Annotated in this window: 24 protein-coding genes and 1 tRNA gene; 11 read left to right on the forward strand and 14 right to left on the reverse strand. The window is 70.2% G+C overall.

Annotated elements, in window-relative coordinates; all coding sequences use genetic code 11:
- Nucleotides 1-49 precede the first annotated feature (49 nt).
- The 5 genes from AC1PMG_RS08320 to AC1PMG_RS08340 all read right to left on the reverse strand — a co-directional run bounded on the left by AC1PMG_RS08320 (nt 50) and on the right by AC1PMG_RS08340 (nt 4,670).
- Entirely contained in the window at nt 50-1,048 is a 999-nt protein-coding gene (locus tag AC1PMG_RS08320; RefSeq protein ID WP_481111276.1) for an HlyD family secretion protein, read from the reverse strand.
- A gap of 8 nt (nt 1,049-1,056) precedes the next feature.
- A complete protein-coding gene (locus tag AC1PMG_RS08325; protein WP_017916033.1) occupies nt 1,057-1,263 on the reverse strand; it encodes a DUF1656 domain-containing protein in 207 nt (68 codons plus the stop codon).
- Entirely contained in the window at nt 1,247-3,418 is a 2,172-nt protein-coding gene (locus AC1PMG_RS08330; RefSeq protein WP_481111277.1) for an FUSC family protein, read from the reverse strand. Before AC1PMG_RS08330 ends, AC1PMG_RS08325 begins: the two co-directional genes overlap by 17 nt.
- On the reverse strand, nt 3,415-3,912 hold the full coding sequence (locus AC1PMG_RS08335; RefSeq protein WP_342072100.1) for a MarR family winged helix-turn-helix transcriptional regulator: 498 nt from the start codon (nt 3,910-3,912) through the stop codon (nt 3,415-3,417). Before AC1PMG_RS08335 ends, AC1PMG_RS08330 begins: the two co-directional genes overlap by 4 nt.
- Before the next feature lie 281 nt (nt 3,913-4,193).
- Nucleotides 4,194-4,670, reverse strand: coding sequence for an LEA/WHy family protein (locus AC1PMG_RS08340; protein WP_481111278.1), 477 nt, complete (start codon nt 4,668-4,670; stop codon nt 4,194-4,196).
- A 685-nt stretch (nt 4,671-5,355) separates the two neighbouring features.
- On the opposite strand from AC1PMG_RS08340, the gene AC1PMG_RS08345 reads away from it, so the two are divergent.
- From AC1PMG_RS08345 to AC1PMG_RS08355, 3 genes are all read left to right on the forward strand, one after another.
- Nucleotides 5,356-5,431, forward strand: a tRNA-Phe gene (locus AC1PMG_RS08345).
- A 315-nt stretch (nt 5,432-5,746) separates the two neighbouring features.
- Nucleotides 5,747-6,025, forward strand: coding sequence for a hypothetical protein (locus AC1PMG_RS08350; protein ID WP_481111279.1), 279 nt, complete (start codon nt 5,747-5,749; stop codon nt 6,023-6,025).
- Between the two features lie 95 nt (nt 6,026-6,120).
- The gene (locus tag AC1PMG_RS08355; RefSeq protein ID WP_267119875.1) at nt 6,121-6,666 is read left to right on the forward strand and encodes a lipocalin family protein; all 546 of its coding nucleotides are present in this window, start codon (nt 6,121-6,123) and stop codon (nt 6,664-6,666) included.
- A gap of 241 nt (nt 6,667-6,907) precedes the next feature.
- Here the strand turns inward: AC1PMG_RS08355 and AC1PMG_RS08360 are convergent, their stop codons facing one another.
- The 3 genes from AC1PMG_RS08360 to queG are packed head-to-tail and all read right to left on the reverse strand — an operon-like array spanning nt 6,908 to nt 9,814.
- A complete protein-coding gene (locus AC1PMG_RS08360; protein WP_342072097.1) occupies nt 6,908-7,294 on the reverse strand; it encodes a hypothetical protein in 387 nt (128 codons plus the stop codon).
- A gap of 28 nt (nt 7,295-7,322) precedes the next feature.
- A complete protein-coding gene (gene xseA, locus AC1PMG_RS08365) occupies nt 7,323-8,663 on the reverse strand; it encodes an exodeoxyribonuclease VII large subunit (RefSeq protein WP_481111280.1) in 1,341 nt (446 codons plus the stop codon).
- A gap of 26 nt (nt 8,664-8,689) precedes the next feature.
- The gene (queG, locus tag AC1PMG_RS08370; protein WP_481111281.1) at nt 8,690-9,814 is read right to left on the reverse strand and encodes a tRNA epoxyqueuosine(34) reductase QueG; all 1,125 of its coding nucleotides are present in this window, start codon (nt 9,812-9,814) and stop codon (nt 8,690-8,692) included.
- A 23-nt stretch (nt 9,815-9,837) separates the two neighbouring features.
- Here queG and AC1PMG_RS08375 point away from each other — a divergent pair, with 23 nt between their 5' ends.
- From AC1PMG_RS08375 to AC1PMG_RS08400, 6 genes are all read left to right on the forward strand, one after another.
- A complete protein-coding gene (locus AC1PMG_RS08375) occupies nt 9,838-11,325 on the forward strand; it encodes an NAD(P)H-hydrate dehydratase (RefSeq protein ID WP_481111282.1) in 1,488 nt (495 codons plus the stop codon).
- Nucleotides 11,322-11,804 carry a tRNA (adenosine(37)-N6)-threonylcarbamoyltransferase complex ATPase subunit type 1 TsaE gene (gene tsaE / locus AC1PMG_RS08380; RefSeq protein WP_481111283.1) on the forward strand — a complete coding sequence of 161 codons (483 nt, stop codon included), beginning with the start codon at nt 11,322-11,324 and terminating at the stop codon, nt 11,802-11,804. Before AC1PMG_RS08375 ends, tsaE begins: the two co-directional genes overlap by 4 nt.
- Before the next feature lie 80 nt (nt 11,805-11,884).
- A complete protein-coding gene (locus AC1PMG_RS08385; protein WP_481111284.1) occupies nt 11,885-13,465 on the forward strand; it encodes an N-acetylmuramoyl-L-alanine amidase in 1,581 nt (526 codons plus the stop codon).
- A 134-nt stretch (nt 13,466-13,599) separates the two neighbouring features.
- Entirely contained in the window at nt 13,600-15,480 is a 1,881-nt protein-coding gene (mutL, locus tag AC1PMG_RS08390; RefSeq protein WP_481111285.1) for a DNA mismatch repair endonuclease MutL, read from the forward strand.
- Nucleotides 15,480-16,406: a DUF1684 domain-containing protein gene (locus AC1PMG_RS08395; protein WP_481111286.1), complete on the forward strand. Its 927-nt coding sequence runs from the start codon at nt 15,480-15,482 to the stop codon at nt 16,404-16,406. Before mutL ends, AC1PMG_RS08395 begins: the two co-directional genes overlap by 1 nt.
- 13 nt (nt 16,407-16,419) lie before the next feature.
- A complete protein-coding gene (locus AC1PMG_RS08400) occupies nt 16,420-17,400 on the forward strand; it encodes a TraB/GumN family protein (RefSeq protein ID WP_481111287.1) in 981 nt (326 codons plus the stop codon).
- A gap of 160 nt (nt 17,401-17,560) precedes the next feature.
- Here AC1PMG_RS08400 and phaR read toward each other — a convergent pair whose 3' ends face one another.
- From phaR to gluQRS, 3 genes are all read right to left on the reverse strand, one after another.
- On the reverse strand, nt 17,561-18,079 hold the full coding sequence (phaR, locus tag AC1PMG_RS08405; protein ID WP_017909334.1) for a polyhydroxyalkanoate synthesis repressor PhaR: 519 nt from the start codon (nt 18,077-18,079) through the stop codon (nt 17,561-17,563).
- A 207-nt stretch (nt 18,080-18,286) separates the two neighbouring features.
- Nucleotides 18,287-19,027, reverse strand: coding sequence for an acetoacetyl-CoA reductase (phbB, locus tag AC1PMG_RS08410; protein ID WP_481111288.1), 741 nt, complete (start codon nt 19,025-19,027; stop codon nt 18,287-18,289).
- Nucleotides 19,028-19,089: 62 nt separating this feature from the next.
- Nucleotides 19,090-20,016, reverse strand: a complete 927-nt coding sequence (gene gluQRS / locus AC1PMG_RS08415) for a tRNA glutamyl-Q(34) synthetase GluQRS (protein WP_481111289.1) — start codon at nt 20,014-20,016, stop codon at nt 19,090-19,092.
- A gap of 103 nt (nt 20,017-20,119) precedes the next feature.
- On the opposite strand from gluQRS, the gene htpX reads away from it, so the two are divergent.
- Entirely contained in the window at nt 20,120-21,004 is an 885-nt protein-coding gene (htpX, locus tag AC1PMG_RS08420; RefSeq protein WP_481111290.1) for a protease HtpX, read from the forward strand.
- Between the two features lie 96 nt (nt 21,005-21,100).
- Here the strand turns inward: htpX and AC1PMG_RS08425 are convergent, their stop codons facing one another.
- From AC1PMG_RS08425 to AC1PMG_RS08435, 3 genes are all read right to left on the reverse strand, one after another.
- Nucleotides 21,101-23,173, reverse strand: a complete 2,073-nt coding sequence (locus AC1PMG_RS08425; protein WP_481111291.1) for a GGDEF/EAL domain-containing response regulator — start codon at nt 23,171-23,173, stop codon at nt 21,101-21,103.
- Nucleotides 23,174-23,378: 205 nt separating this feature from the next.
- Nucleotides 23,379-24,575 (reverse strand): BaiN/RdsA family NAD(P)/FAD-dependent oxidoreductase, encoded by a 1,197-nt coding sequence (locus AC1PMG_RS08430; RefSeq protein WP_481111292.1) that lies wholly within the window; start codon nt 24,573-24,575, stop codon nt 23,379-23,381.
- On the reverse strand, nt 24,572-25,117 hold the full coding sequence (locus tag AC1PMG_RS08435) for a YaeQ family protein (RefSeq protein WP_209244615.1): 546 nt from the start codon (nt 25,115-25,117) through the stop codon (nt 24,572-24,574). Before AC1PMG_RS08435 ends, AC1PMG_RS08430 begins: the two co-directional genes overlap by 4 nt.
- Nucleotides 25,118-25,606: 489 nt before the next feature.
- Here AC1PMG_RS08435 and AC1PMG_RS08440 point away from each other — a divergent pair, with 489 nt between their 5' ends.
- On the forward strand, nt 25,607-25,816 hold the full coding sequence (locus AC1PMG_RS08440; RefSeq protein ID WP_017909327.1) for a cold-shock protein: 210 nt from the start codon (nt 25,607-25,609) through the stop codon (nt 25,814-25,816).
- Nucleotides 25,817-25,891 lie beyond the last annotated feature (75 nt).

Consider the following 25,891-nt stretch of genomic DNA (forward strand, 5'->3'; position numbering starts at 1 on the left):
CTCCCATATGTGAGCCTCGCTGGTCGCTAGGGGCCCCATCGGCGCGGCATCAGTTTTGCCGCGGATGCACGCTGACCGTCGCGGTCATGCCGGCGGCGAGCAGGGTGCCCTGCGGCACGCTGGCCGGATCGATGCGGATGCGCACCGGCACGCGCTGCGCCAGGCGGATCCAGTTGAAGGTGGGGCTGACGTCGGCCAGCAGCGAGGTGCCGGTCGGATTGTCGCTGTCGGAGATGCCACGGGCGATGCCCTCGACCTGGCCGTGCAGCATCAGGCCGCCGCTCATCAGGCGGATGTCGGCGCGGTCGCCGACGTGGACCCGCGGCAGCTTGGTTTCCTCGAAATAGCCGTAGACCCACATCGCATCGTCGCGGACCAGCGCCAGGCGCGCACTGCCGGCCTGGGCGTAGTCGCCCACGCGCACTTCCAGATTGGTGATGTAGCCGTCGGCGGTGGCGCGGACCTGGGTGCGCTGCAGATCCAGCTCGGCCAGGTCGAGCGCGGCCTGCGCCTGTTCCACCGATGCCACCGCCTGCGCCTGCGCCGCGGTGGCCTGGCCGCGCAGCGCCGCGCTGCGGTGCACGTCGGCCTGCGCCGAACGCGCGGTGGCTTCGGCGTCCGAGCGCGCCTCGGCGGAGATGACCGCGGCGGCGCGCGCGCGCCGTTCGGCCTGGGCGCGGCGCATCTGGAATTCCGCCTCGCTGGCCGCCTGGGTGGCGGCCGCCGCCGACAGGCTGGCGCCGGCCGCACGCGCCTGCGCCTGCGCGACCGCAAGGTTGGCGCGGGCTTTTTCCAGGGCCAGCTCGTAGCGCTTGCGGTCCACGCTGAACAGCAGGTCGCCGCGCTTGACGTGCTGGTTGTCGCGCACGGCGACCGCATCGACCAGGCCGGACACGTCCGGCGCGATACGCACCACTTCCGCGCGCACGCGGCCGTCGCGGGTCCAGGGCGAGAGCATGTAATGGCGCCACAGCGCATGCGCCAGCAGGGCGGCGACCAGCACCACGAGGGCGGTCAGGGCGAAACGGATCAGGGCAGGGGTCTTCATGGCGGGACTCACGGAAGAAGGAGCAGGCCGAGCGCGGCGAATGCGCCGACGTAGATGGCCAGACGGAACAGGGAGGGATGCCAGGCGTAGCGGTACAGGCCGGCGCGGCCGGCGACCGCGTCCAGCGCCCAGGCCACCAGCAGCAGGGCCAGGCCCAGCACCAGCAGGCCGGGCACGTACACCCCGGCGATCGAGAGTTCAGCGGGCAGCAGCATCGTCGGCTCCTGGGGGGGCGGTGGTCGGCGCAGGCGTATCGGCCAGCGCGGCGAGAACGGAATCGGCGTCGAGCAGCGCGCCGCGCAGCAGCAACAGGTGCTCGCGGGTGGGTTTCCAGCGCAGCGGTACCGCGCCTTCCACCTGGCTGGCGGCCAGCGCTGCCTCCACCCGCTGCAAGGCGTGTCCGTGCCGTTGCGGGCTGGGGTCGAGATACAGATCGGCCAGCGCCTGCACGGCGGCCTCCACCGCGGTGGCCAGGGCCGGCGGCAGCGTGCCTGCGGCCGCATCGCGGCGCAGTTCGACCAGGGTGCGCCCGGTTTCGTGCACCGACAGCGCCCAGCCGAGCAGGTCGCGCAGTTCGTCGCTGCCCGGCGGGGTGTGCGCGACGATCTGCTGGAACAGGTCGCGGTTGACGCTCTCCAGTTGCAGCGCCAGCCCCGGCAGCGGCGCACGCGCGGCCAGCGTGGTCTGCCGCCGCAGCCGCTCCAGCAGGCGCCGGCGCTGCCAGCGGGTGCCGATCACCGGCGGCACGAATACGAACGTCGCGCTCACCGCCAGCGTCCCCAGCAGCAGCGGCACCACGCTGTTGAAGGTGGCCGCGGCGTTGAAGCTCGGCGTCGGCTGGACCGCCAGGATCGAAACGAAGGCCAGGTTGGCGCCGGTGGCGAAGCCGTACAGCGCCGGCTTCGAGGCCAGGTACAGGGTCACCAGCAGGAACGGCAGGGTGCCGGCGACGAACAGCACATAGCCGTCCATCTGCGGCAGCACCAGCAACTGGCAAATCACGCCGAGCACGATGCCGAACACGAACCCCTTGAACAGCGAGCGCGCGGCAGCGGGCGCGTTGGCGCTGGACGACAGGATCGCGCTCAGCGCCACTGCCTGGAACACCGCGGTGGCGCCGCTGATCCAGCCGGCCTGGATCCACAGCCAGCACATCGTCGCCACCAGCAACGCGCTGCGCAGCGCGGTCAGTGCGGCCGCGGCGTAATCGTTGCCGCGCACGAACACCGCGGTGTCGCCGCGGTCCTGCGGCGTGCGCCACTGCTGCGGCGCGACCAGGGTCGCCTCGGTGGCCACGTAGTCGTGCAGGTCGGCGAAGAACCGCTGCAGCAGCGACACGCCGGTGTCGAATCCCTCGTGCCGTGCCGCCGGCAGGGCCACGCGTGCCTCGGCCGCACGCGTCGCCAGCGCATCGCGGCACGCCGCCAGCTTGCGCGCGGTCGCGGCCGCGCCCTCGCGTCCGCCGCGGTCGCTGAGTGCGGCCCTCAGCGGCCGATACAGGCCGATCAGCGCCTCGGCCACCTCGGCATCGCTGCTGCGCAGCAGCCGGTTGATGTAGTGGTGCAGCGCCTGGAAGCTGGTCGACACCGCCATGAAACGCTGGTTGAGCAGGCGCAGGCGGCCGCTGCGCACCCGTGCCTCCGGATCCTCGAACACCACCGAACTGCGCAGGTCCTCGATGGTCACCGCGTCGCGCACGAAGCGCAGGTGCGCCTGCTCCATCGCCTCGCGCGGCAGCTGGCCGCCGGTGGCGTCGCGGACGAAGTCCAGGAAACCGTCGGACGCGCGGCGCACGGTGTCGCGCAGGGTCTGGCGCAGCCGGCTGGGAAACACCACGTCGCTGACGATGCCGGTCACCAGCAGGCCCAGCACCACCTCGGTCACCCGCGCCACCACCAGGTTGAACACGTTCTGCGGCTGGTTCACCGCCGGCAGCGCGATCAGCGCCACCGTGTAGCCGGACAGCACGAAGGCATAGGCCTTGAAGTTGCGGTACAGCAGCGCGCCGCCGGTGCAGGCGCCGATCCACAGCGACAGCGCCAGCACGAACAGCACCGGCTCCTGCGGGAACAGCGCCACCATCGTCAGCGCCGCGACGCTGCCGATCAGCGTGCCCAGCACCCGGTAGAAGCCCTTGGCGAAGACCATGCCGGTCTGCCGGTGCATCACCACCACGACGGTGATCATCGCGGTCATCGGCGAGGCCAGGTCCAGGCGCAGGGCGATCCAGCCGGCGAGATAGATCGACAGCAGCGTGCGCAGCACGAACAGCCAGGCCTCGCCTTCGCCGCGCAGGGCGTCGGCCAGCAGGGTGCGCAGGCCTGGCGCTGCCTCGGCAGCGGCGGCGGCGTTGGGCTGCTGCGCGCTCATGCGGCGTCCTCGACCCCGCGCAGCAGGGTCTTCAGCAGCGCCTGCAATTGCGCCAGCGCCGCCGGATCCAGGTGCCGCACATACGTGTCGAGCTGGGCGGAGAGGTCGGGGATCAGCGCCTCGATCAGGCGCTCGCCGGCCTCCGTCAGGCGCAGCAGCAGCATGCGCCGGTCCTCGGCACTGGGCATGCGCTGGATCAGGCCCTTGTCGACCAGCTGACTGGTCAGACGGGTGATGTTGGCCGACTTCTCGCCCGCCGCGTCGCTCAGCTGGGACGGGTTCAAGGTTCCGTCGGGGCTGGCGTCGATCATCATCAGCACGTTGTATTCGGCATAGCTCAGGCCATAGGGCCGCAACACCTCGTTGCTCTGGTCCAGGCTGAGCTTGTGCAGCAGCTTGATCAGCCGCAGGACCAGCGCGGCTTGCCGCGGGAAGTGCGGATGCTTGCGGGCGGTCACGTCCAGGCGCTGCTCGGTGGCGGCGAAGCGGCTCATGCGCGGCTCGATAATTTGTACATGTGTAAATAATACATTTATGTATTAATTTTGCGGTAACGCGGGCTGAACGCGGCCCGCTGGAGGAGGTGTGCCTCAGGAAAAACGCGCGGACAGGCCTGCGCCGAGGGCGCAGTGCGTTAGCGTGCCGCGCGGCAGGTCGAGGCAGCGCCTGTGTCCGGTGAAGCGCGGGTCGACGCGCAGGCGCGTTCCGCGCCCGGAAGCCGGGACGTCGCGTTCGAGAGAGCGGGGACAGGTGGCGCCTCAGCGCCACCGCCGGGTCAACGCAGCACGCCGTCCAGGCCGGGCGCGGGCGAGAGCATGTTGCGGGTGTCGATGTCGAAGCTGCGCGGCTTCTTGTCTTCGGGCGTCGCGGCGATGCTGCCCTTCAGGGTGTACTCCAGGCTGCGGCGGCCGGCCAGAGCATCGGCGACGGCCATGCGCGCGTTCGAGCTGGGCTTCAGCGCGACGCTCACCACGTCCGCCGTCTCCGGGCCGATCGAGATCCCGGGTGCGGCCTGCAGGCTGCCGGCCGCCTCGCCGCCCACACCCAGGTCCAGGCGCAGGGTGTCGTAGCGCATCGGGATGCTGCTGTAGTTCTGCAGGCGCAGGTCCACCTTCCAGCTGCCGTCCATGTTGACCGTCAGTTGCTGCACGCTGGCGGCCGGGTCGGACACACGCCGCACGATGCCGTCGCTGCAGGCGCCGAGCAACGCAGTGCACAACACGAGCAAGCCGAGGCGGAGCGGGTGACGCATGGGCGGAATCCACGGAAAGGAAGACCGGCGAAGACTACACCACACCCCTGTCTGCCGTGGTGGCGCAGCGATGGCGAGCCTCCCGGACTGCGCGAGCCGCGGAAAGCTGGCGGCATGCCGACGGTCGCCGGCGCGACGCGACACAGCGCAAGGCGAACAGCGGACACGCTCTACTGGCGCCTTCCTTGGTGTCGTGCGCTTCCGCCACTGGAATGGCAGGCCCACCCAACCTAGCTGCGCGATGGCGTCGTCTGCGGCGTGCAATCTGCCGTCAGCCCCTCATCCGGCACGCGGCCGGCCTCCGGGTCCGCCATTACCTCGTTCCGTTACGCCATCAGCCTCCGTTGCTCCTCCTCCGATCGCCCTTGGCGCAGCAACCCATCAGATCATCCGAAGAGGCTGACCCGCACGTGCCTGAGGACGTTCAGGCATGGCGGAATGACCGCAGCTGGTCTGGCGTCCAGTCGGTGTCCTCGGCGATCCGGCCAGCGGCCATCACCAAGGCGTCCCTGCCGTGCGCCGGCCGGATGCCGAGGACGTGTCCAGCATCGCGCCCCCTCGGATCGGACGCAGTCGGCGCAGGCCGCGGCGGTCGGTAGGAAAATTCTGCAACATTGCGCTTGCCCAATCCCGATCACCTCGCTATGATGCGCGTCCTCGCACCGGTCCTGCCGCGTTGCGCAGTGGCCGAGTAGCTCAGTTGGTAGAGCAGGGGATTGAAAATCCCCGTGTCGGCGGTTCGATTCCGTCCTCGGCCACCATATTTATCAAGGCTCTACAGCGATGTAGAGCCTTTCTTTTTCCCGGTTTGCACCAGTTTTGCACCATGACGCGCGGCGGGCATGCGTATCGTGTTCGCGCCCAGGTGCATTGGGAGCGCGCCGACCTTCCTCGCTATGCAGACTTCCGCATGCGCGACCCTTGTTCCTGCGGCCGCTTACACCGATCGCGTGTGAAGAAGGTGTGTCCACGTCCGTAGACAAGTGCACTCAGCTCACGGTTTTTCGGGATATTCCGCTCAATCAAAGGCATCGCCTGTCGTAATCATAGGCACGGGCAATCGGGGGAACCTGCCAATGACCAGCGGATTCGGACGGAGATGTGGCGGCGTGGCCCTGCTGTTGGCCATGGCCGGCAACGCCGTGGCAGCCCCTTCCGACCGGACCGAGCACGCAGGCGAGCAGGGCGGTCCTGGTGCCGATGCGCCCTACATCGAGCAGGTCGGCTCCGAGTGCGTGATGGTCAATACCTACCTGCAGCGACGCGACGGGGTGGTCGAGCGCGTGGTGCTGCGCGAGCCGGTGCAGTGCGCCAACCGGCCGGACCAGCGCTCCATGGCCGATCTGAGCAACTGACCGCCGCGCCATGACGGCCGGCGTCCTGCGCCGCGCTTTACATCGCTGCGCCGCTCCTGCATAAGCTGCTGCTTCCCGTCCATCGGAACCTGCGCATGCGCCTTTCGCCGATCGCGCTGCTGTTGCTGGCGTGCCTGTTGTGCCTCGCACCGCCGCTGCGCGCCGCGCAGCCGGTGACCTCGGTCGCCGCGTTCGATCTCGGCCGTTATGCCGGGCAGTGGCACGAGATCGCGCATCTGCCGGTCTCCTTCCAGAAGAAATGCGTCGGCGACGTCACCGCGGCCTATGTGCTGCGCGACGACGGTCAGGTGGGCGTGCGCAATGCCTGCCGCACCGCCAGTGGCGACACGCTGGCGGCCGACGGCGTGGCCCGGCGGGTCGAGGGCCATCCCGGGCGGCTGCAGGTGCGCTTCGCGCCGGATTGGCTGGCCTGGCTGCCGATGGTGTGGGCCGACTACTGGGTGATCGCGCTCGACCCGGATTATCAATGGGCGCTGATCGGCGAACCCGGACGCAAGTACCTGTGGGTGCTGTCGCGCTCGCCGCGCATGCAGCGCAGCGTGTTCGAGGGCATCAAGGCCAAGGCGGTGGCGATGGGGTACGACCTCGACCCGCTGCTGGTGGTCGCGCCGCTGGACTGAGTGGGCGCTGCCGGCGCGTCGTTGCGGGCGGATCGGTGCCACATGGGCGACAGGCGCTGAAGACCGGGCGATCGCTGGGGCTTTGCCGCGCGCTGTACGCCAGCTTGGGGCAGCGATCCGCCGGCGGTGGCCGTTGCCCTGGAAGATGCGCATTGGCGTCTGCTGTCTGGCGGCGCATCGTGCATGCCGGGGTGGCGCGTCGCGAGCCACCGTGTGTGACGGACGCTGCAACCGCTCGGCGTCAGCCGGGAAATGCCGTCAGGGCCGCGGCCAGCAGGTCTGCGCTGTCGCCGTCGCGCAGCGCCTGCAGGGCGTTGCGGCCATCGGCCAGACGCACCTCCCGCAGCCATTGCGACAGCGTCGCCAGATCGCTGCCGCAGCCGTTCCAGGCTACGCAGATGGTGTCGCCGACATTGTGCAGGTCGGCCTGGTTCAGATGCTCCAGGGTGCCGTCATGCGCCAGCCAGGCGAGTGCGCGTTGCGCATCCTCCGGTGCGCCATAGGCGGCGCCGTCGATCAGCGACAGCAGGTCGCTGCTGTCGGCGCGCCGCTCGGCCCGGCGCCGTTCGGCGCGACGCATGCCCTGCAGGATCGCCTTGATCCTTCCTTCGTGAATGCTGTCGGTCATGGTCGGCGAGGCGATGCGGCTGGAAGGATCACTCTGCACGCTCGGCGCGCAGTTGCAGTTCGCCGTCGGCCAGGCGTGCGCGCAGCCGATCGCCGGGGGCGACCTGAGCGGCCGAGCGCACCACGCTGCCGTCGTCGACGCGGGTCAGGATGCTGTAGCCGCGCGCCACGGTCGCCAGCGGGCTGACCGTCTCCAGTGCACGCGCCAGCGCGCGCAGGCGCTGTGCATCGGCCTGCAGTTGCCGCGCCATCGCCGCCTGCGGACGTCGGCCCAGCGCCAGCAGGCGCACCCGCAGCATCGCCAGCCGCCGTTGCGGCTGTGCGGCGCGCAGTACCGCGGCGGCGTGGCGCAACTGGGCATGCCGGCGTTCCTGCTGCTGCCGCCACACCGCCGCCAGCCGCCGTCCGATCTCGTGCTGGCGGCGCTGCAGCAACTGCAGGCGCACTTGCGGGCTCTGCGCCTGCAGGCGCAGCAGGGCGCGGTCGGCGCGTTGCTGCGCTTGCCGCAGCCGGTGCTGCTGCCAGCGCAGCAGCGCGGCATGTTGGGAGCGCAGGCGCGCGCCGAGATCGCGCTGGTCGGGGACCAGCAATTCGGCGGCGACCGATGGAGTGGGGGCGCGCAGGTCGGCGGCGAAATCGGCCAGGGTCACGTCGGTCTCGTGGCCGACGGCCGACACCACCGGCGTGACCGCCGCGGCGATGGTGCGTGCCAGGTGTTCGTCGTTGAACGCCCACAGGTCCTCCAGCGAGCCGCCGCCGCGGGTCAGCAGGATCGCGTCGTAGCGGCCGCTGGCGTCGGCCTGGCGCAGCAAGGCGGCGATCTGCGCCGCGGCGCTGTCGCCCTGGACCAAGCTCGGCAGGATGTCCACCTGCAGCAGCGGCATGCGCCGGCCGAGCACGCTCAACACGTCGCGCACGGCGGCGCCGCTGGGCGAGGTGATGACCGCCAGGCGCCGCACGAAGCCGGGCAGGGCGCGCTTGCGATCGCTGGCGAACAGGCCTTCTGCGGCGAGCCGGGCCTTCAGCTCCTCGAACGCCCGGCGCAACGCGCCTTCGCCGGCTTCCTCCAGATGATCCAGCACCAACTGGTAGTCGCCGCGCGCCTCGTACAGGGTCAGGCGCCCGCGCGCCAGTACGCGCAGGCCTTCGCGCGGCACGAACCGCAGCCATTGGCTCTTGGGCTTGAACATCGCGCAGCGCACCTGCGCGCGCGCATCCTTCAGGGTGAAGTAGAGGTGGCCGGACGAGGGGCGGGTGACGTTGCCCAGTTCGCCTTCCACCCAGGCCAGCGGGAAGGCGCTCTCCAGCAGGTCGCGGGCCAGCGTGTTGAGCTGGCTGGGGCTGAGGATCTGGTCGGCGCGATCGGACATGCGGGCAGTGCAGGGCGTACGGGCGCCTATCCTCGCACGTCCGCTTTCGGCGCCGGTGATGCCGGCGCTGACACGTCGGCCGGTGCTTGCGCATGCCGGGCCAGCGCCCATTGCACGTGCTCGCGCACCAGCGGCGAGGGATGCTGCGCGCGCGCGCCGAGCGCAGCCAGTACCTGCGGTGTGGTCGGCGCATTGCCCAGCGCCACCGCCAGATTGCGCAGCCAGCGTTCGTGGCCGCTGCGGCGGATCGCGCTGCCTTCGGTGCGGCGCAGGAACTCGTCTTCCTCCCAGGCGAACAGCTGCGCCAGCGTGGCCTTGTCCAGGTCGTTGCGCGCACGGAAGTCCGGCTCGTCGCTGCGCTTGGCGAACTTGTTCCAGGGGCAGATCAGCTGGCAGTCGTCGCAGCCGAAGATGCGGTTGCCGATCGCCGGGCGCAGGTCCTCGGGAATCGCGCCGTCGTGCTCGATGGTCAGGTAGGCGATGCAGCGGCGCGCATCCAGCCGGTACGGCGCGACGATCGCCTGGGTGGGGCAGACGTCGATGCAGCGCGTGCAGGTGCCGCAGTGGGCGCTGGCCGGCGGATCGATCGGCAGCGGCAGGTCGACGTAGATCTCGCCGAGGAAGAACCAGGAACCGCCATTGCGGTCGATCAGGCAGGTGTGCTTGCCGATCCAGCCCAGACCGGCGTCGCGCGCCAGGGCGCGTTCGAGCACCGGTGCCGAATCGACGAACACGCGGTGGCCGAACGGGCCGATCTCGTCCTGGATGCGCTCGGCCAGCTTCTGCAGGCGGTTGCGCATCAGCTTGTGGTAGTCGCGGCCAAGTGCATAGCGCGCGACGTAGGCGCGCTCGCCGTCGCGCAGCGTGTCCCAGGCCGAGTCGTCGTCGTTGCGGCCGTAGTCCAGGCCCACCGAGATCACCCGCAAGGTGCCGGGGATGAGTTCGGCCGGGCGGGAACGCTTGTCGCCATGCTGGGCCATCCAGTGCATCGTCCCGTACAGACCCTGTTCCAGCCAATCGCGCAGATGCGCCTCGTCCTGTTGCAGTTCGATCCCTGCGATGCCGCAGCGCTGGAAGCCGAACGTGCGCGCCAGCGCGCGAATGCGCGCGGCCGCGGCGTGGGGATCGGCGATGTCGAGGCGGTCAGACATCGCGCAAGTATAGAATCCCGTGCATGTACGACTGCTTCGATCTCTACGCCACCGCGGCTGCGCGCCGCATCGATGCGCAGGCCACGGCGCTGCTCGGCGGCGACGGCTATACGCTGATGCAGCGTGCCGGCCAGGCCGCCTGGCAGACGCTGCTGCAGCGCTGGCCGCAGGCGCAGCGCATCCTGGTGGCGTGCGGCAGCGGCAACAACAGTGGCGATGGCTACGTGCTGGCACGGCTGGCGCATCGCGCCGGGCGCCAGGTATGCGTGCTGCAGTTGCCCGGACGTGGCCCGCAATCGCCGCTGGCGCAGCGTGCCTGTACCGACTACATCGGCGTCGGCGGTCGCATCGAGGAGTTCGACGCCGCACTCGCGCCGGCAGACGTGGTGGTCGATGCGCTGCTCGGCATCGGCCTCAATCGCGCGCCGGACGCCGAACTGGCGGCACTGCTGGGTGCACTGGGCGGGCTTGGCGCGCCGGTGCTGGCGCTGGACGTGCCCAGTGGCGTGGACGCCGAGTCCGGCAGCGTGCCCGGCGCGGTGCTGCGGGCGACGCTGACCTTGCAGTTCATCGTGGCGCATGCCGGCTTGCATACTGGCGCGGCCTTGAACCATGTCGGCGAGCGCGCGCTGGCGATGCTGGAAGTACCGCCCGCCGCCTTCGCCGACTGTGCGCCGCGCGCGCAGGCCTGGACCATCGGCGCCTTGCGCCGCCATCTGGCGCCGCGCCGGCAGGACAGCCACAAGGGCGACTCCGGGCATGTGCTGTGCGTCGGCGGCAACCTCGGCAGCGGCGGTGCGGTGATGCTCAGTGCCGAATCGGCCTTGCGCAGCGGCGCCGGCCTGGTCAGCGTGGCGACCCGCGCCGCGCACGTGGCGCCGCTGCTGGCGCGCTGCCCGGAGGCGATGGCGCATGCGGTCGACGAGCCGGCGGCGTTGGCGCCATTGCTGCGCAAGGCCAGCGTGGTTGCGCTCGGTCCCGGGCTGGGCCAGGACGCCTGGGCGCAGGCGCTGTGGCAGACGGTCCTGGCCGATGAGGATCGCGCGCTGGTGCTGGATGCCGACGCATTGAATCTGCTCGCACGGGCGCCGCGCGCGGTGCCGCAGGCGGTGCTGACCCCGCATCCGGGCGAGGCCGGGCGCCTGCTCGGCATCGCCACCGCCGAGGTGCAGCGCGATCGCTTCGCGGCCGCTGCGGCCTTGGCCGAACGCTACCAGGCGACGATTGTGCTGAAGGGGGCCGGCAGCCTGGTCGCCGCGCCCGGGCAGACGCCGCGAGTGATCGCCGCCGGCAATCCGGGCATGGCGGTCGGCGGCATGGGCGATCTGTTGACCGGGGTGATCGCGGCGCTGCGCGCGCAAGGGTTGCCGGCGTTCGAGGCGGCCAGCGTCGGCGCCCTGCTGCACGCCGCTGCCGGCGACCACGCCGCTGCCGCGGGCCAGCGCGGGCTGCTGCCCACCGACCTGTTGCCGGCGCTGCGGCGCCTGTCCAATCCGGAATCCGAACCATGAGCATCACCTTGTTCCTGCCCGACAGCGAGGCCACCGAACGCCTCGGCCGCGCGCTGGCCGCGACCCGCCCAGCGCAGGCCGCGGTGCATCTGCACGGGGATCTGGGTGCCGGCAAATCCACCCTGGCACGGGCGCTGCTGCGCGCGCTCGGGGTGCAGGGCGCAATCCGCAGCCCCACCTACACCCTGGTGGAGCGCTACCCGCTGGCCGATGGCGAGGCCTGGCACCTGGATCTGTACCGCATCGGCGCGGCGGGCGAGCTGGATTTCCTCGGGCTGGACGAGGGCGGGGCCACGCTGTGGCTGGTGGAATGGCCGGAGCGCGGCGGCGACGTGCTGGCGCCCGCCGATCTGGACGTGCGCCTGGCGGTGCACGGCGACGGGCGTCGTGTCGCCCTGCAGGCGCGCACCGAGGTGGGCACCGCATGGCTGGCGCAGACGGCCCAGCAGGCCGACTTGCAGGGACTTTTTGCCGGCTGACGCTAGAAAGTGAAGGCAGGTTATGGATTATTAAGGGAAAACCGCTTGCCTTTGGCTCCCGGCGATGTTTGAATCGCGTTATGCGCCCGGGGACCCGTTTTTTCGCCAGTTTCGCCGCTGCCGCAGGCTGGTGCCTGGCGGCGCAGACGGCGTTTGCCGGGCAGGTACAGTCGGTCTCGCTCGATAACGGTGCCACCGGCACCCGCGCCGAGATCCGCCTGCAGGGCAGTGGCGGCTTCAGCACGCTGTCGCTGGCCAATCCGAATCGTCTGGTCGTCGATCTTCCCGACTCCTCTGCCGCCAAGGGCCTGAAGCTGCCGGCCGGTGGCGGCGTGGTCAGCGCAGTGCGCACCGGGCATCCGGTGCCGGGTACCTTGCGTATCGTGTTCGACCTGAGCAGTTCGGTGGTGGCGTTCAAGCCGCAGATGCAGACCATTGGCGGCAGTTCGGTGCTGGTGATCGAGTGGCCGGGCGAGGCACCGGCGGGCAAGGCGGTCGCCGGCGACGCGCCGGCAGCCGTGGCCCCGCTGCCGCAGGCCGCGCCTGTCGCGGCGCCCAAGCCGGTAGTGGATGCGCGTGCCGAAGCGGCGCGTGCGACTGCGGCGCTGACCTCGTCGGTGGTGCAGCGTGCCAGCCAGCCAGCGCCGGCGCCGGTGCCGCCGCCTGCCGCGCCCACGCCCGCGCCGACCGTCGTTGCCGCTGCGCCGAGCGTTGCTGCCGCGGTGGCAGGCCGTCCTGTGCCCGGCGTTGTGCCGACGCCTGCGCCTGCGACAGTCGCGCCGCCGGCGAACGCGCCGTCCGAGCGTGACGACGCGGACGACGATGCGGCGGTGGCTGCTGCCGCCGAAGCGCGGCCGGTGATGCCGAGCGCGGCCTCGCGGGTGAAGATGGCGCCGGGCATGCGTCCGCTGATCGTGGCCATCGATCCCGGCCATGGCGGCCAGGATCCCGGTGCCAGTGGTCCGACCGGCAAGCATGAGAAGGACGTGACCCTGGCGATCGGCCGCGAACTGGCGCGCCAGATCAACGCCACGCCGGGCATGAAGGCCTACATGACCCGCACCACGGACGTGTTCATTCCCCTGCCGATGCGCGCGCAGAAGGCGCGTGCGGCCAAGGCCGACATCTTCATCTCGATCCACGCCGACGCGGCCGAGAATCGCAGCGCGACCGGATCGTCGGTGTACGTGCTGTCGACCAAGGGCGCGTCCTCGCAGCGCGCGCGCTGGTTGGCGGACAAGGAAAACGCCGCCGACCTGATCGGCGGCGTGCGCCTGCAGAAGACCGACAGTACGCTTGCCAACGTGTTGCTGGACCTGGCCCAGAGCGGCCACATGAAGGCCTCCGAAGATGCGGCCGGGCATGTGCTGGGCGGGCTGAAGCGGATCGGCAACAACCACAAGCCGGACATCGAGCGCGCCAACTTCGCGGTGCTGCGCACCTCGGACATGCCGGCGATGCTGGTCGAAACCGCCTTCATCTCCAACCCGGACGAAGAACGCCGGCTGACCGATCCGGCCTACCAGCGCCGCATCGCCGGTGCCGTGCTCGACGGCGTCAGTACCTTCTTCACCCGGCAGCCGCCGCCGGGCACGCTGTTCGCCGCGCGCGCGCAGGCCGAGGCGGAAGCGGCCAGCACGGTGGCCGGCGGCAGCCGCTGAGGCGCTATCATTAACGGCTGATCCTCGATGACGGCGTCCGCGCCGCGAGCCGTGCCGATGTCCTTGTCCTGCTGTCGTTTTCGTCCTGTCGCCACGACCGGCGCGCGTCTGTGCGCGCATGGAGCGAAGACGGCATGAGCATCCGTCAGCTGCCCGAGATCCTGATCAACCAGATCGCCGCCGGCGAAGTGGTCGAGCGTCCGGCTTCTGTCGTCAAGGAACTGGTGGAGAACGCGCTGGACGCCGGCGCGCAGCGCGTCGACATCGATCTGGAAGAAGGCGGCGTGCGCCTGATCCGCATCCGCGACGACGGTGGCGGCATCGCGCCCGAGGAACTGCCGCTGGCCATCTCGCGGCACGCGACCAGCAAGATTGCGTCGCTGGACGACCTGGAATCGGTGGGCACGCTCGGGTTCCGTGGCGAAGCGTTGCCGTCGATCGCCTCGGTCAGCCGCTTCACCCTGGCTTCGCGCCGTGCCGGCGACGAACACGGTGCGGCCCTGCAGGTCGAAGGCGGCAAGGTCGGCGAGGTGCAGCCGCGCGCGTTGCCGCCGGGCACCCTGGTCGAGGTCCGCGAGCTGTTCTACAACGTGCCGGCGCGGCGCAAGTTCCTGCGCGCCGAACGCACCGAACTCGGCCACATCGAGGAGTGGCTGCGTTCGCTGGCGCTGGCGCGCCCGGACGTGGAGCTGCGCGTCTCGCACAACGGCAAGCCGTCGCGGCGCTACAAGCCGGGCGACCTGTATTCGGACGCGCGCCTGGGCGAGACCCTGGGCGAAGACTTCGCAAGGCAGGCGCTGCGCGTGGACCACAGCGGTGCCGGCCTGCGCCTGCATGGCTGGATCGCGCAGCCGCATTACTCGCGCGCCAGCGCCGACCAGCAATACCTCTACGTCAACGGCCGCTCGGTGCGCGATCGCAGCGTCGCCCATGCGGTGAAGATGGCCTACGGCGACGTGCTGTTCCATGGGCGGCAGCCGGCCTATGTGCTGTTCCTGGAGCTGGAACCGGCGCGGGTGGACGTCAACGTGCATCCGGCCAAGCACGAGGTGCGTTTCCGCGATGCGCGGCTGATCCACGATTTCGTCTACCGCACGCTGCAGGACGCGCTGGCGCAGACCCGTGCCGGCAGTCTGCCGGGCACGCTCGGTGCCGAAGCGGCGGCCGCGGCGCCTGCCGCGGGTGCTGCGGCCTGGGCGCCCGCGGGCATGCAGAGCAGTGGGAGTGGCGCAGGTGGCGGCGGGCAGGGCTATGGTTACGGCGCGCAGTGGCGCCCGGCGCAATCGCCGTTGGGCCTGCGCGTGGAAGAGGCGCCGGCCGCCTATGCGGCGCTGTACGCGCCCGCCGCGGAGGCGGGAAGTGCCGCCGGCCTACCGCGGCAGACCCAGGATCCGGCCGGCGGCTTGCCGCCGACAGCCGCCGACAGCGGCGTGCCGCCGCTCGGCTACGCCATCGCGCAATTGCACGGCATCTACATCCTGGCCGAGAACGCCGACGGCCTGATCGTGGTCGACATGCACGCTGCGCACGAACGTATCGGCTACGAGCGCCTGAAGACCGCGCACGACGGCATCGGCCTGCATGCGCAGCCGCTGCTGGTGCCGATCACCCTGGCCGTCGGCGAACGCGATGCCGACACCGCCGAGCGCGAGGCGGAGACGCTGGCCGCGCTCGGTTTCGAGATCACCCGCAGCGGACCGCAATCGCTGCACGTGCGCAGCATCCCCGCACTGCTGGCGCAGGCCGAGCCGGAGGCCTTGCTGCGCGACGTGCTGACCGACCTGCGCGAACACGGCCACAGCGGCCGTGTCGCCGGCGCGCGCGATGCGCTGCTGTCGACCATGGCCTGTCACGGCGCGGTGCGCGCCAACCGTCGCCTCACCATTCCGGAAATGAACGCGCTGCTGCGCGACATGGAGGCCACCGAGCGCTCCGGACAATGCAATCATGGGCGTCCGACCTGGGCGCGGTTCACCCTGGGCGAGATCGATCGTTGGTTCTTGCGGGGGCGATGATGGACAAGCGGATGTGGACGACGGCGCTGCTGGCGCTCGTCGCCTTGAGTGGCTGCGGCAAGCAGGCGCCGGCACCGGCCGCGCCGAAGGCGATGGACGCGCGGTTCGTGGCCGACGAGCAGGCCTGGCGCGCGCAGCGCCAGCACGAACTGCAGGCGCCGGACGGCTGGACCAGCCTGGTCGGCCTGCACTGGCTGGAACTGAAGGAGCACTACATCGGCAGCGGCGCGGACAGCGGCATCCGCCTGGCGGTGGGGCCGACGCGGATGGCGCTGGTGTCGCAGGCGCAGCGCGAGGTGTACCTGACCCCCGAGCGCGGCGCCGCGCTCAGTGTCGCCGGCGCGCCAGTGCAGGGGCGGATCCGCCTGTACAGCGACCACGATCCGCAGCCGACGGTGGTCGACTTCGACGACGGCAAGGGCAAGCTCAGCCTGATCGAACGTGGCGGCCGCTATGCGCTGCGGGTCAAGCACGCCGATGCGCCGACCAGGCTCGGTTTCGCTGGCGTGCCGTACTGGCCGCTGGCCGAATCCTGGCGCGTGCACGGGCGTTTCGTGCCCAATCCGCCGGGCACGACCCTGCCCATCGTCGACATCATCGGCGTCACCACGCCATCGCCCAATCCCGGCGCGCTGGAGTTCGAGCGCGGCGGCAAGCGCTACCGCCTGCAGGCGATCGGCGAACCCGGCCAGCCGCTGTTCGTGGTGTTCGCCGACCGCACGAGCGGCCACGGCAGCTACCCCGCCGGGCGCTTCCTGGACGTGGACCCGCCCGCGGCCGACGGCAGCGTGGTGCTGGATTTCAACCGCGCCTACGACCCGCCGTGCGCGTTCACCCCGTTCGCCACCTGTCCGTTGCCGCCGCCGGAGAACCGCCTCGACCTGGCGGTGGATGCCGGCGAGAAGGCCTATGCCGCCGCCCATTGACCCGAGGATGCCGATGACCCCGTTCCCGCGCCTGTTGCGCCGCCTGCTGCTGGGCCTGTCGCTGTGCCTGGTGCTGCCGGCACTGGCCCGCACGCCGCCGCCGGTGGCCGCGACGCCTGTCGCGCCTGCCGCCGCAGCGCCCACGGTGGTGCCGCCCACGCCGCTGTTGTGGAAGGTCAGCGGCCCGCGCGGCACGCTGTACCTGCTGGGCTCGTTCCACATGCTCAAGGCCGACGACTACCCGCTGGCGCGCGAAGTCGATGCGGCTTACGCGGCGTCGCCGCGGCTGCTGTTCGAACTGGCGCCGAAGGACGTGGACGCGCCGCAGCTGGGTGCGCAGATGCTGCAGGCGGCGCAGCGCCACGACGGCAAGCGGCTGCAGGACGATCTGGACCCGGCGACCTGGGAGCGGCTGCGCCGCTATGCCGCCGGCCACGGCCTGCCGCTGGCGCAGATGAGCGGCTTCGAGCCGTGGTTCGTCGGCCTCAGCATCAGCATCGCCGACATGAAGGCGCAGGGCCTGGAGGCCGATGCCGGGCTGGATCGTCATTTCATGACACTGGCCGTGCAGGACGGCAAGAGCGCCGAGGGCCTGGAGACCGCGCAGGCGCAGATCGACCTGCTCGACGGCATGGACCCGGTGGAGCAGAAGCAGATGCTGACCGAGGCGCTGGACGATGCCGAGCAGGGCGCGGCGCAGACCCTGCGCCTGCACGACGCCTGGCGCCGCGGCGACGAGCGCCAGCTGTGGCAGGAGATCGGCGCGCAGATGAAGCGCGACTACCCGCGGCTGTACCAGCGCATCGACGTGGAGCGCAACCAGGCCTGGCTGCCGCGCCTGGAGCAGCGCCTGAAGGACGGCGGCGGCGACACCCTGGTGGTGGTCGGTGCGTTGCACCTGCTCGGGCCGGACGGCGTGGTCGATGGCCTGCGTGCGCGCGGCTACAAGGTCGAGCGGATCTGCGGGAACTGCAAGCCGGCGAAGTCGCGCTGACATACGCCTGCGAGGCTTCGCCCGTACCCTCATCCGCCCCTTCGGGGCACCTTCTCCCGAGGGGAGAAGGGAGACGCTAGAGCCCCTCTCCCGTCGGGAGAGGGGTTGGGGTGAGGGTAGGGCGCGAAGCGCCCCGCCGAACCTCACCCGGTCGCGGGACTCAGCGCGGACGCGACTTCGGCGCTGCACCCGCCGGCGGTTCGCCGGGCTTGCCGGTGCCCGCGCCCGCGGCCGGGCGGCCGAAGCCGGCGCCGAGGTTGCGCTGGAATTCCTGCCACAGCTCCAGATTGCGCTCGGTGAGCTGGTTCATCATGGTCCACGGGGTCTGCCCCAGCAGATTGCCCATCTGCTGGCGGAACTGCTGCTGCTGGTCGAGGAACACCTGCATGCTGCGCTCCAGGTAGTTGCCCATGAAGCCCTGCAGCGAGTCGCCGTAGAAGCGGATGATCTGGCTGAGCAACTGCGTGGACAGCATCGGTTCGCCGTCCTGTTCCTGGTCGGCGATGATCTGCAGCAGGACCGCGCGGCTGAGGTCTTCGCCGGTCTTGGCGTCGCGGACTTCGAATTCCTCGCCGTCGATGATCAGCTGGCGAACGTCTTCGATGGTGATGTAACTGGAGATCTCGGTGTCGTAGAGGCGGCGATTGGGATACTTCTTGATGATGCGAATCTCAGCCATGAAGCGATCGCTCTGTGACGGTAGGCGCGCAGCATGGCGCAGCGCAGCAGGGCTTGCAACCGCCGAAAGTACCTGAACACGCGGGTGCAGCAAAAAAATCATGCTGCGCAACATTTGCAGCGCAACAACGGGCGCCAGACCGCCCACGACGGCCGCCCGAGGGTAGCGTTACCTCGCGCGAACGCCGCCGATCGAGCGGTGAGCCCATCACCACCCCATGTGGTGGCCGCCGTTGATGTCCAGGTTCGAGCCGGTGATCCACGCGGCCTCTTCGGCGACCAGGAACGCCACGGCGTAGGCGATCTCTTCCGGCTTGCCGAGGCGCCCGGTGGGGATGTCCGCGGCGATCTTGGCGCGCACTTCCTCCGGTACCGCCATCACCATGTCGGTGGCGACATAGCCCGGCGAGACCGTGTTGACGGTGATGCCGTAGCTGGCGTTCTCGCGCGCCAGGGAAATGGTGAAGCCATGCATGCCGGCCTTGGCCGCGGCGTAGTTGGCCTGGCCGTACTGGCCCTTGAGGCCGTTGATCGAGCTGATCTGGATGACCCGCCCCCAACGTTTCTGGCGCATGCCCTCGATCACCGGACGGGTGACGTTGAACACCGAGTTGAGGTTGGTGTTGATGACCTCGTGCCACTGTTCGGCGGTCATCTTGTGGAAGGTGGTGTCGCGGGTGATGCCGGCGTTGTTGACCAGGATCTCGACCGGGCCGAGCTGGCGTTCGACCTCACGCACCAGGGTCTGCGCGTGTTGGGGCGAGGCGACGTCGCCGGGCACGATGGCGACGTCGTGGCCACGCTCGCGCATGCGCTGCTGCCAGGCCAGGGCCTTGGCCTGGTCGCGGTAGTTGCTGGCCACGCGGTGGCCCTGCGCGGCCAGCCGCTCGCAGATTGCGGTGCCGATGCCGCCGGTGCCGCCGGTGACCAGCGCAACGCGTGATGTCATGGATGTCGCTCCGGATAGAAATGGTGGGAAAGGACGGCCGCGGCGCGGCCCAGGGTCCGATTCTAGTCAGCCTTGATGTCGCTGGGGATAGCGGGCGCGACTGGCGCCGCATCGTCCACGCGTCGGTCCTGTGCCGGCAACCGCGTCGGGTCGAAGGCGCGCAGCGCGGCGGCGAGCAGCGCCGGCACCGACCCGACGCCGGCCAACGCTGCAGGCGGCTGGCCCAGCGTGGCCCAGGCCAGGCGCAGCGCCGGCAGCGGATCGGCATCGTCCAGCGGCAGCGCCGCGTGCGACTTGGACAGCTTGCGGCCATCGGCGTCGAGCAGCAGCGGCAGGTGCAGGTAGCGCGGCGTGGGCAGGCCCAGCGCACGCTGCAGCAGGATCTGTCGCGGCGTGGAGTCCAGCAGGTCGGCGCCGCGCACCACGTCGGTGATGCCTTGTGCGGCATCGTCGACCACCACGGCCAGTTGGTACGCCCAGCAGCCGTCGGCGCGCAGCAGCACCACATCGCCGACCTCGGCATGGACGTCCTGGCTCAGCCGGCCGCGCACGCCGTCGTCGAAGGCGACCACGCTGGCCGCGCCGGGTGGCACGCGCAGGCGGATGGCCGGCTGCGCGCGTGGCGCGTCGGTGACGCAAGCGTGGTGCACGCCCCCCTGCGCCGCCAGGGCGCTGCGGCTGCAACTGCAGGGGAAGGCGAGGCCGGCCTGCAGCAGCCGCTGCAGCGCGTCGCGGTAGACCGGATCGCGCTCGCTCTGCCGCAGCACCGGTCCGTCGGCCTCCAGGCCGCAGGCGCGCAGGCTCGCCAGTTGCCGCTCGGCGGCACCGGGCACGCTGCGCGGGCGGTCCACGTCCTCGATGCGCAGCAGCCATTCGCCGCCGGCGTGGCGCGCCAACAGCCAACTGCCGAAGGCGGCGAGCAGGGATCCCAGGTGCAGCGGGCCGGTGGGCGAGGGCGCAAAGCGGCCGCGGTAGGGAGGCGAAGACATGGGCAAGCTGAATCCTCGGTCAGGTAAGCGCTTGAATTCAAGCGGGCAACCCCGCAGATTCGAGCCAATCCTTCCATTTAATCTGTGCGGAGCCCACGCTCACATGTTCAATCGTATCGCCCTGTTCCTCATCACCAACCTGGCGGTGCTGGTGCTGGCCGGCATTGTCATGTCCGTGTTCGGGGTCAATCCCAACCAGATGGGCGGCCTGCTGGTGATGGCCGCGATCTTCGGCTTCGGCGGCTCGCTGGTGTCGCTGCTGCTGTCCAAGTTCATGGCCAAGCGCGCCACCGGCGCGCAGGTGATCACCGAGCCGCGCAACCACACCGAGCGCTGGCTGCTGCAGACCGTGCAGCGCCAGGCGCAGGCGGCCGGCATCGGCATGCCAGAGGTCGCCGTGTACGACGGCCCGGAGATCAACGCCTTCGCCACCGGCGCCAACCGCAACAACGCGCTGGTCGCCGTTTCCACCGGCCTGCTGCAGAACATGACCGAGGACGAGGCCGAGGCGGTGCTGGGCCATGAAATCAGCCACATCGCCAACGGCGACATGGTGACCATGGCATTGCTGCAGGGCGTGCTCAACACTTTCGTGATCGTGCTGGCGCGCGTGGTCGGTGGCGTGGTGGACAGCTACCTGTCCGGCAACCGCGACGGCCGCCGCGGCCTGGCCTACTACGCGATCGTGATGGTGCTGGAGATGGTGTTCGGCCTGTTCGCGACGATGATCGCGATGTGGTTCTCGCGCCATCGCGAGTTCCGCGCCGATGCCGGCGGCGCCAGCCTGGCCGGCCGCGCCAAGATGATCGCGGCGCTGCAGCGCCTGGAACTCAACCATGGCCAGAGCACCTTGCCGTCGCAGGTGCAGGCCTTCGGCATCGCCGGTGGTCTGGGCCATGGCCTGCGCAAGCTGTTCATGAGCCACCCGCCGCTGTCCGAGCGCATCGCCACCCTGCGCGCCTCGCACGTCAACGCGACAGTGAGCTGAGCGCTTGCGGGATCGACGGCGCCGGCCGGCGTAGCGAAGGCTTCGCCGGCCGTTGCTTTTGCGAATCCCCAATCCCCAATCTCGAATCCCGGCCCCTCAGGCAAAATCGAACGTCATCCCCGGCGCGGCCAGGCCGACGAATTCGCCCTGCACGTAGTCGACGCCGGCGCTGAACAGCAGGCTCATCGAGGTCGCGTCGGACACGAACTCGGCGATGGTGCGGATGCTCGCCGACTGCGCGCGTGCGGTGATCTCGCGGATCTTGTCCTGGTGTTCGCGGGTCTGGGTCAGGTCCTGGGTGAAGCCGCGGTCCAGCTTCAGGAACGAGGGCTGGAAGTGCGCCAGCAACTGGAACGAGTCCAGGCCCGAACCGAACTGTTCCAGCCCGACCTTGCAGCCCAAGGCGGTGGCGTCGGCCAGGAACTGCTGCGCGTTGCGCAGGTGGGTGAACACCTTGGCCTCCGGCGTCTGCAGCCACAGGCGGTCGCCGGGCACGCCGTGCGTCGCCAGTTCGCGCCGGATCAGGTCGACCATCTGGGTGTCGGCGAAGGCTTCCGGGCTGACCTTGACCAGCAGGCTGGTGGCGTGGCCGGCGCGCTGGCGTTCGCCGATGACGGCGATCGCACGGGCGACCACCCAGCGGTCGATCTCGGCGGTCAGGCCATGCTCGGCAGCGATGCCGAGGAAGGTCGACGGGCCGATCAGTTCGTCGTTGCGCTCCAGGCGCAGGTAGGCCTCGTACAGCTCGTGCGGTTCGCCCTGCAGGTTCAGCACCGGCTGGTAGTGCAGCAGGAAGCCGTCGCCGGCCAGGGCCTCGCGCAGGTGCTGGACCCAGCGCTGCACGCGCTCTTCCTCGAGTCGGTCGGCCGCGCCCGGGTCGAAGATCTTGCAGGCGTTGCCGCCCAGTTCGACGGTCGCCTGCACGTTCTCGCTGGCGCGGGCCAGGACCTGGCCGACGCTGGCGATCTTCTCGCCGATCTGCACGCCGCCGATGCTGACGGTGACCGTGGCCGAGCGCTCGCCGACGCTGAACACGTGGCTGGCGTAGGCCTGCAACAGGCGCTCGGCCAGCGCCGCGGTGCGCGCATAGTCGCCTTCCAGCAACAGCGCGAAATTGTGCTCGCCGAAGCGCGCGGCCTGCACGTCGCCGTCGATGGCGGCAGCCAGGTGCTGGGCCAATGCGGCGACCAGCGCGTCGGCCGAATCCAGGCCGATGTCGGCCAACAGGCGTGCGTAATGATCCGGCTCGACCAGCAGGAAGCCGTACTGGCCTTCGCCGCGGCCGACCTGGGCCACCGCGGTTTCCAGCGCCAGCATGAAGGTGGGGCGGTTGAGCAGGCCGGTGACCTGGTCGCGTTGGCGCAGGTCCTCGACCTCGCGCGCCAGTTCCGGGTCGAACTCCTCGCGGCGGCGGAACACCACCTGCACGCAGGCCTCGCCCTCGTAGCTGGCGGTGGCGAACTCCATCGTCGCCGGAAAGCTGTCGCCTTCCAGGGTGCGCGCGTCCACCTGGTACTGCGCCGGCGGCGGTTCGCCCTTGCCCAGCGACTTCAGCAACTGTTTGAAACCTTCCACGTGCTGCGGGGCGACCATGTCCAGCAGCGACACGCCTTCGACGTCGTCGAACGACTCGAACCCGAACATCTCCAGGTAGGCGTCGTTGGCGCGGATGTGCATGCCCTCGTGGATGTAGGCGATCGGATCGCGCGAGGAGGCGATCAGCGCGTCGCAGCGGCGCTCGGTCTCGCGCATCTGCGCTTCGATCCGGCGCAGGCCGCGCCGCGCCTGCAGGTCGGCCCAGGTGGTGCGGACCACGGCCAGCAAATGCTCGGGTCGCTGCCGCAGCGCGATCGCGCGCGCGCCGCCGGCCACGGCCTCCAGCCATTCCTGTTCGTCGATGCGCTCGGCCAGCACGATGACCGGGATGTCCTTGCCGCTGGCGGCGACCCGTTGCAGCACCTGCGGCAGCGGGATCGACTGCGCCTGCGCGCTGAGCACCAGGTCGATCGGCTGTGCGGTCAGCATCGCCGACAACTCCTCGGCGTGCTGCGGACGCGACGGTCGCACCGCGATGCCGCTGTTGCGCAGGCTGCTGACGATCGCCTCGGCGTCTTCGCCGCTGTCGTCGACGATCATCAGGCGGAGGGTGATGTCTTTGCCTGTGTGCATGAAGCCTCCCGGGGACGGGGTTTAATACACGATGGCCGCTGTCGCGTCCATGGATGGGGGGCGGGGATTGGGGATTCGGGATTGGGGATTGGCAAAAGCGGGTTCGCGATGTCTGAAGGTTCGCGTGTTACCCATGGCCGACCAAGATGAGCGGAGTAGGCCTTGGCGAATCCCCAATCCCGAATCCCCAATCCCGGCGGCAGGGTCACGCCGCCAAACCAGCGGCATGGCCCGAGGCCCAGGCCCACTGGAAGTTGTAGCCGCCCAGCCAGCCGGTGACGTCGAGCACTTCGCCGACGAAGTACAGGCCGGGCACGCGCCGCGATTCCATGGTCGAGGACGACACCTGGTCGGTGTCCACGCCGCCCAGGGTGACTTCGGCGGTGCGGTAGCCCTCGGTGCCGCTGGCCACCAGCGGCCAGGCGCCGAGCAGCTCGGCGGCGGCGCGCAGCTGCGGCTCGTCCAGCTGGCGCACCGGCTTGTCCGGCAGCCACACCTCGCACAGGCGTTGCGCGAAGCGACGCGGCAGTGCCTCGCCCAGCACCGTGCGCAGCTCGGCGGCGCCGCGCAGGCGTTTCTGTTCGCGCAGCCAGGTCTCCGCGTCCTGTCCCGGCAGCAGGTCCAGGCGCAGGTCGTCGCCCGGTTGCCAGTACGAGGAGATCTGAAGGATCGCCGGGCCGCTGACGCCGCGGTGGGTGATCAGCATGAAGTTGCGGAAGCGCGCGCCGTTGCAACTGGCCTCGACCGGCAGCGCCAGGCCGGACAGGTCGTGCAGGCGTTCCTGGTGCTTGCCGCTGAGGGTCAGCGGCACCAGCCCGGCGCGGGTCGGCAGCACCGCGTGGCCGAACTGCCGCGCCAGCTCGTAGCCGAAGCCGCTGGCGCCGAGGCTGGGGATCGACAGGCCGCCGGTCGCCACCACCAGCGAGGCCGCATGCACCGGGCCATCGTCGGTGTCCAGGCGGAACCCCTCGCTGCCGCGCTCCACCGCGCGCACGCTGCAGTCGGTGCGCACCGTCACCCCCGCCGCGGCGCACTCGTCCACCAGCATGCGCACGATCTGCTTGGAGGACGCGTCGCAGAACAACTGCCCCAGTTCCTTCTCGTGGTAAGCGATGTGGTGGCGTTCGACCAGATCGATGAAATCGGCCGGGCGGTAGCGGGCCAGTGCCGACTTGCAGAAGTGCGGGTTGGCCGACAGGAAGTTGCCCGGCCCGGTGCCGGTATTGGTGAAGTTGCAGCGGCCGCCGCCGGACATCAGGATCTTCTTGCCGACCTTGTTGGCATGGTCGATCACCCGCACACGGCGCCCGCGCTGGCCGGCGGCGATCGCGCACATCAGCCCGGCGGCGCCGGCGCCGAGTACCACGACATCGGTGCGGAGTGGGGCGGTCCCGGCGCTCATGCCGCGGCTTTGCGCACCGTGGGGGTGAAGGCGAAGCTGCCGCTGTCGCCCAGCCACTGCACCTCGCCGTCCTGGATCACCACGTCGAAGCGCATGCTGCGCTGGATCAGTTCGGCCGCCGCGGCAACGGCATCGGCCGGCAGGTCGATCACCTGCACCTGCTTGAGCTTGCCTAGGGCGGAGGCATTCTTGTCCCACCAGATGTCCGCGGCGCGGCCGCCGTAGTTGGCGACCACCACCGAGCGCGCCCGGCCGCAGGCCTTGCGCACCCGCGACTCGTCGGGCTGGCCGACCTCGATCCATTGCTCGATCGCGCCGGTGTAGTCCATCCGCCACAGGTCGGGTTCGTCGTCGCTGCTCAGGCCCTTGCCGAACAGCAGGCGCTCCTCGGCGTACAGGGCGAAGGTCAGCAGGCGCGCCATCAGCCGCTGATCGGTCTCGGACGGGTGTTGCGCCAGGGTCAGGGAATGGGCGGCGTAGTAGCCGCGGTCCATGTCGGAAATCTGCAGCTCCGCCTTGCGGAGGGTGGCGGTGAGGGCCATGCGGCTACCGGGATCGAGGGCGCACTAGGATACGGTGTGGGGCCGTCGCTGGCCGGGGACTTGTGGGGGAGCGGGAGAATCGAGACCGGGGGCGCGTGTCCGACCCGGGGCCGGGGCGGGGGGAGGGGGAGCTACGGCCACCTCCGGCGTGGTCGCAGGCTCAGTCGCCGTTGTCCGGTCCATGGCGGATTTGCGCAGTTTCCGCGGATCGGCAGGCGGATCGGCAGCGCCGGCGTTAACTTTAGGGTTGGGTTCAGCTTCCTTGTGGTGGATCCCGGTTTGTCTACACAAACATGTCGCTTTTTGATCACGACCCGCGTATGGTGGCCCCACTGTGTTTGCTAGAGTCACCGTGAATCGTGGCTTGGTGCAGTAGATCTCACGATCCACTTCATCGTTCCGCTCGCTTTACTAACGCCTGCAACTCAGTCTCGGCCTCGATTTCCGATGGCTGCGATTTCTTCAATTCAATGTTTCAGGAGTTAGCAAATGTCTGAGCGTCAGAACGGTACCGTGAAGTGGTTCAACGATGCCAAGGGCTTCGGCTTCATCACCCCGGAAAGCGGCCCGGACCTGTTCGTGCATTTCCGCGCGATCCAGGGCACCGGCTTCAAGTCGCTGCAGGAAGGCCAGAAGGTGACCTTCGTCGCAGTGCAGGGCCAGAAGGGTATGCAGGCTGACCAGGTGCAGGCCGTCTAAGGACGTCTGCCACCGCAAGGTGCCGAACGCCGGGAGCGCAAGCTTCCGGCGTTTTTGTTTGGGCGTTTCTTTTTT

This window comes from Xanthomonas sp. NCPPB 2250, from assembly GCF_056725265.1.

Bases quoted from the DNA above. Each gene is read 5' to 3' on its own strand.
- AC1PMG_RS08320 (WP_481111276.1), bottom strand. From the start codon at position 1,048: ATGAAGACCCCTGCCCTGATCCGTTTCGCCCTGACCGCCCTCGTGGTG.
- AC1PMG_RS08325 (WP_017916033.1), bottom strand. From the start codon at position 1,263: ATGCTGCTGCCCGCTGAACTCTCGATCGCCGGGGTGTACGTGCCCGGC.
- AC1PMG_RS08330 (WP_481111277.1), bottom strand. From the start codon at position 3,418: ATGAGCGCGCAGCAGCCCAACGCCGCCGCCGCTGCCGAGGCAGCGCCA.
- AC1PMG_RS08335 (WP_342072100.1), bottom strand. From the start codon at position 3,912: ATGAGCCGCTTCGCCGCCACCGAGCAGCGCCTGGACGTGACCGCCCGC.
- AC1PMG_RS08340 (WP_481111278.1), bottom strand. From the start codon at position 4,670: ATGCGTCACCCGCTCCGCCTCGGCTTGCTCGTGTTGTGCACTGCGTTG.
- AC1PMG_RS08350 (WP_481111279.1), top strand. From the start codon at position 5,747: ATGACCAGCGGATTCGGACGGAGATGTGGCGGCGTGGCCCTGCTGTTG.
- AC1PMG_RS08355 (WP_267119875.1), top strand. From the start codon at position 6,121: ATGCGCCTTTCGCCGATCGCGCTGCTGTTGCTGGCGTGCCTGTTGTGC.
- AC1PMG_RS08360 (WP_342072097.1), bottom strand. From the start codon at position 7,294: ATGACCGACAGCATTCACGAAGGAAGGATCAAGGCGATCCTGCAGGGC.
- xseA (WP_481111280.1), bottom strand. From the start codon at position 8,663: ATGTCCGATCGCGCCGACCAGATCCTCAGCCCCAGCCAGCTCAACACG.
- queG (WP_481111281.1), bottom strand. From the start codon at position 9,814: ATGTCTGACCGCCTCGACATCGCCGATCCCCACGCCGCGGCCGCGCGC.
- AC1PMG_RS08375 (WP_481111282.1), top strand. From the start codon at position 9,838: ATGTACGACTGCTTCGATCTCTACGCCACCGCGGCTGCGCGCCGCATC.
- tsaE (WP_481111283.1), top strand. From the start codon at position 11,322: ATGAGCATCACCTTGTTCCTGCCCGACAGCGAGGCCACCGAACGCCTC.
- AC1PMG_RS08385 (WP_481111284.1), top strand. From the start codon at position 11,885: ATGCGCCCGGGGACCCGTTTTTTCGCCAGTTTCGCCGCTGCCGCAGGC.
- mutL (WP_481111285.1), top strand. From the start codon at position 13,600: ATGAGCATCCGTCAGCTGCCCGAGATCCTGATCAACCAGATCGCCGCC.
- AC1PMG_RS08395 (WP_481111286.1), top strand. From the start codon at position 15,480: ATGGACAAGCGGATGTGGACGACGGCGCTGCTGGCGCTCGTCGCCTTG.
- AC1PMG_RS08400 (WP_481111287.1), top strand. From the start codon at position 16,420: ATGACCCCGTTCCCGCGCCTGTTGCGCCGCCTGCTGCTGGGCCTGTCG.
- phaR (WP_017909334.1), bottom strand. From the start codon at position 18,079: ATGGCTGAGATTCGCATCATCAAGAAGTATCCCAATCGCCGCCTCTAC.
- phbB (WP_481111288.1), bottom strand. From the start codon at position 19,027: ATGACATCACGCGTTGCGCTGGTCACCGGCGGCACCGGCGGCATCGGC.
- gluQRS (WP_481111289.1), bottom strand. From the start codon at position 20,016: ATGTCTTCGCCTCCCTACCGCGGCCGCTTTGCGCCCTCGCCCACCGGC.
- htpX (WP_481111290.1), top strand. From the start codon at position 20,120: ATGTTCAATCGTATCGCCCTGTTCCTCATCACCAACCTGGCGGTGCTG.
- AC1PMG_RS08425 (WP_481111291.1), bottom strand. From the start codon at position 23,173: ATGCACACAGGCAAAGACATCACCCTCCGCCTGATGATCGTCGACGAC.
- AC1PMG_RS08430 (WP_481111292.1), bottom strand. From the start codon at position 24,575: ATGAGCGCCGGGACCGCCCCACTCCGCACCGATGTCGTGGTACTCGGC.
- AC1PMG_RS08435 (WP_209244615.1), bottom strand. From the start codon at position 25,117: ATGGCCCTCACCGCCACCCTCCGCAAGGCGGAGCTGCAGATTTCCGAC.
- AC1PMG_RS08440 (WP_017909327.1), top strand. From the start codon at position 25,607: ATGTCTGAGCGTCAGAACGGTACCGTGAAGTGGTTCAACGATGCCAAG.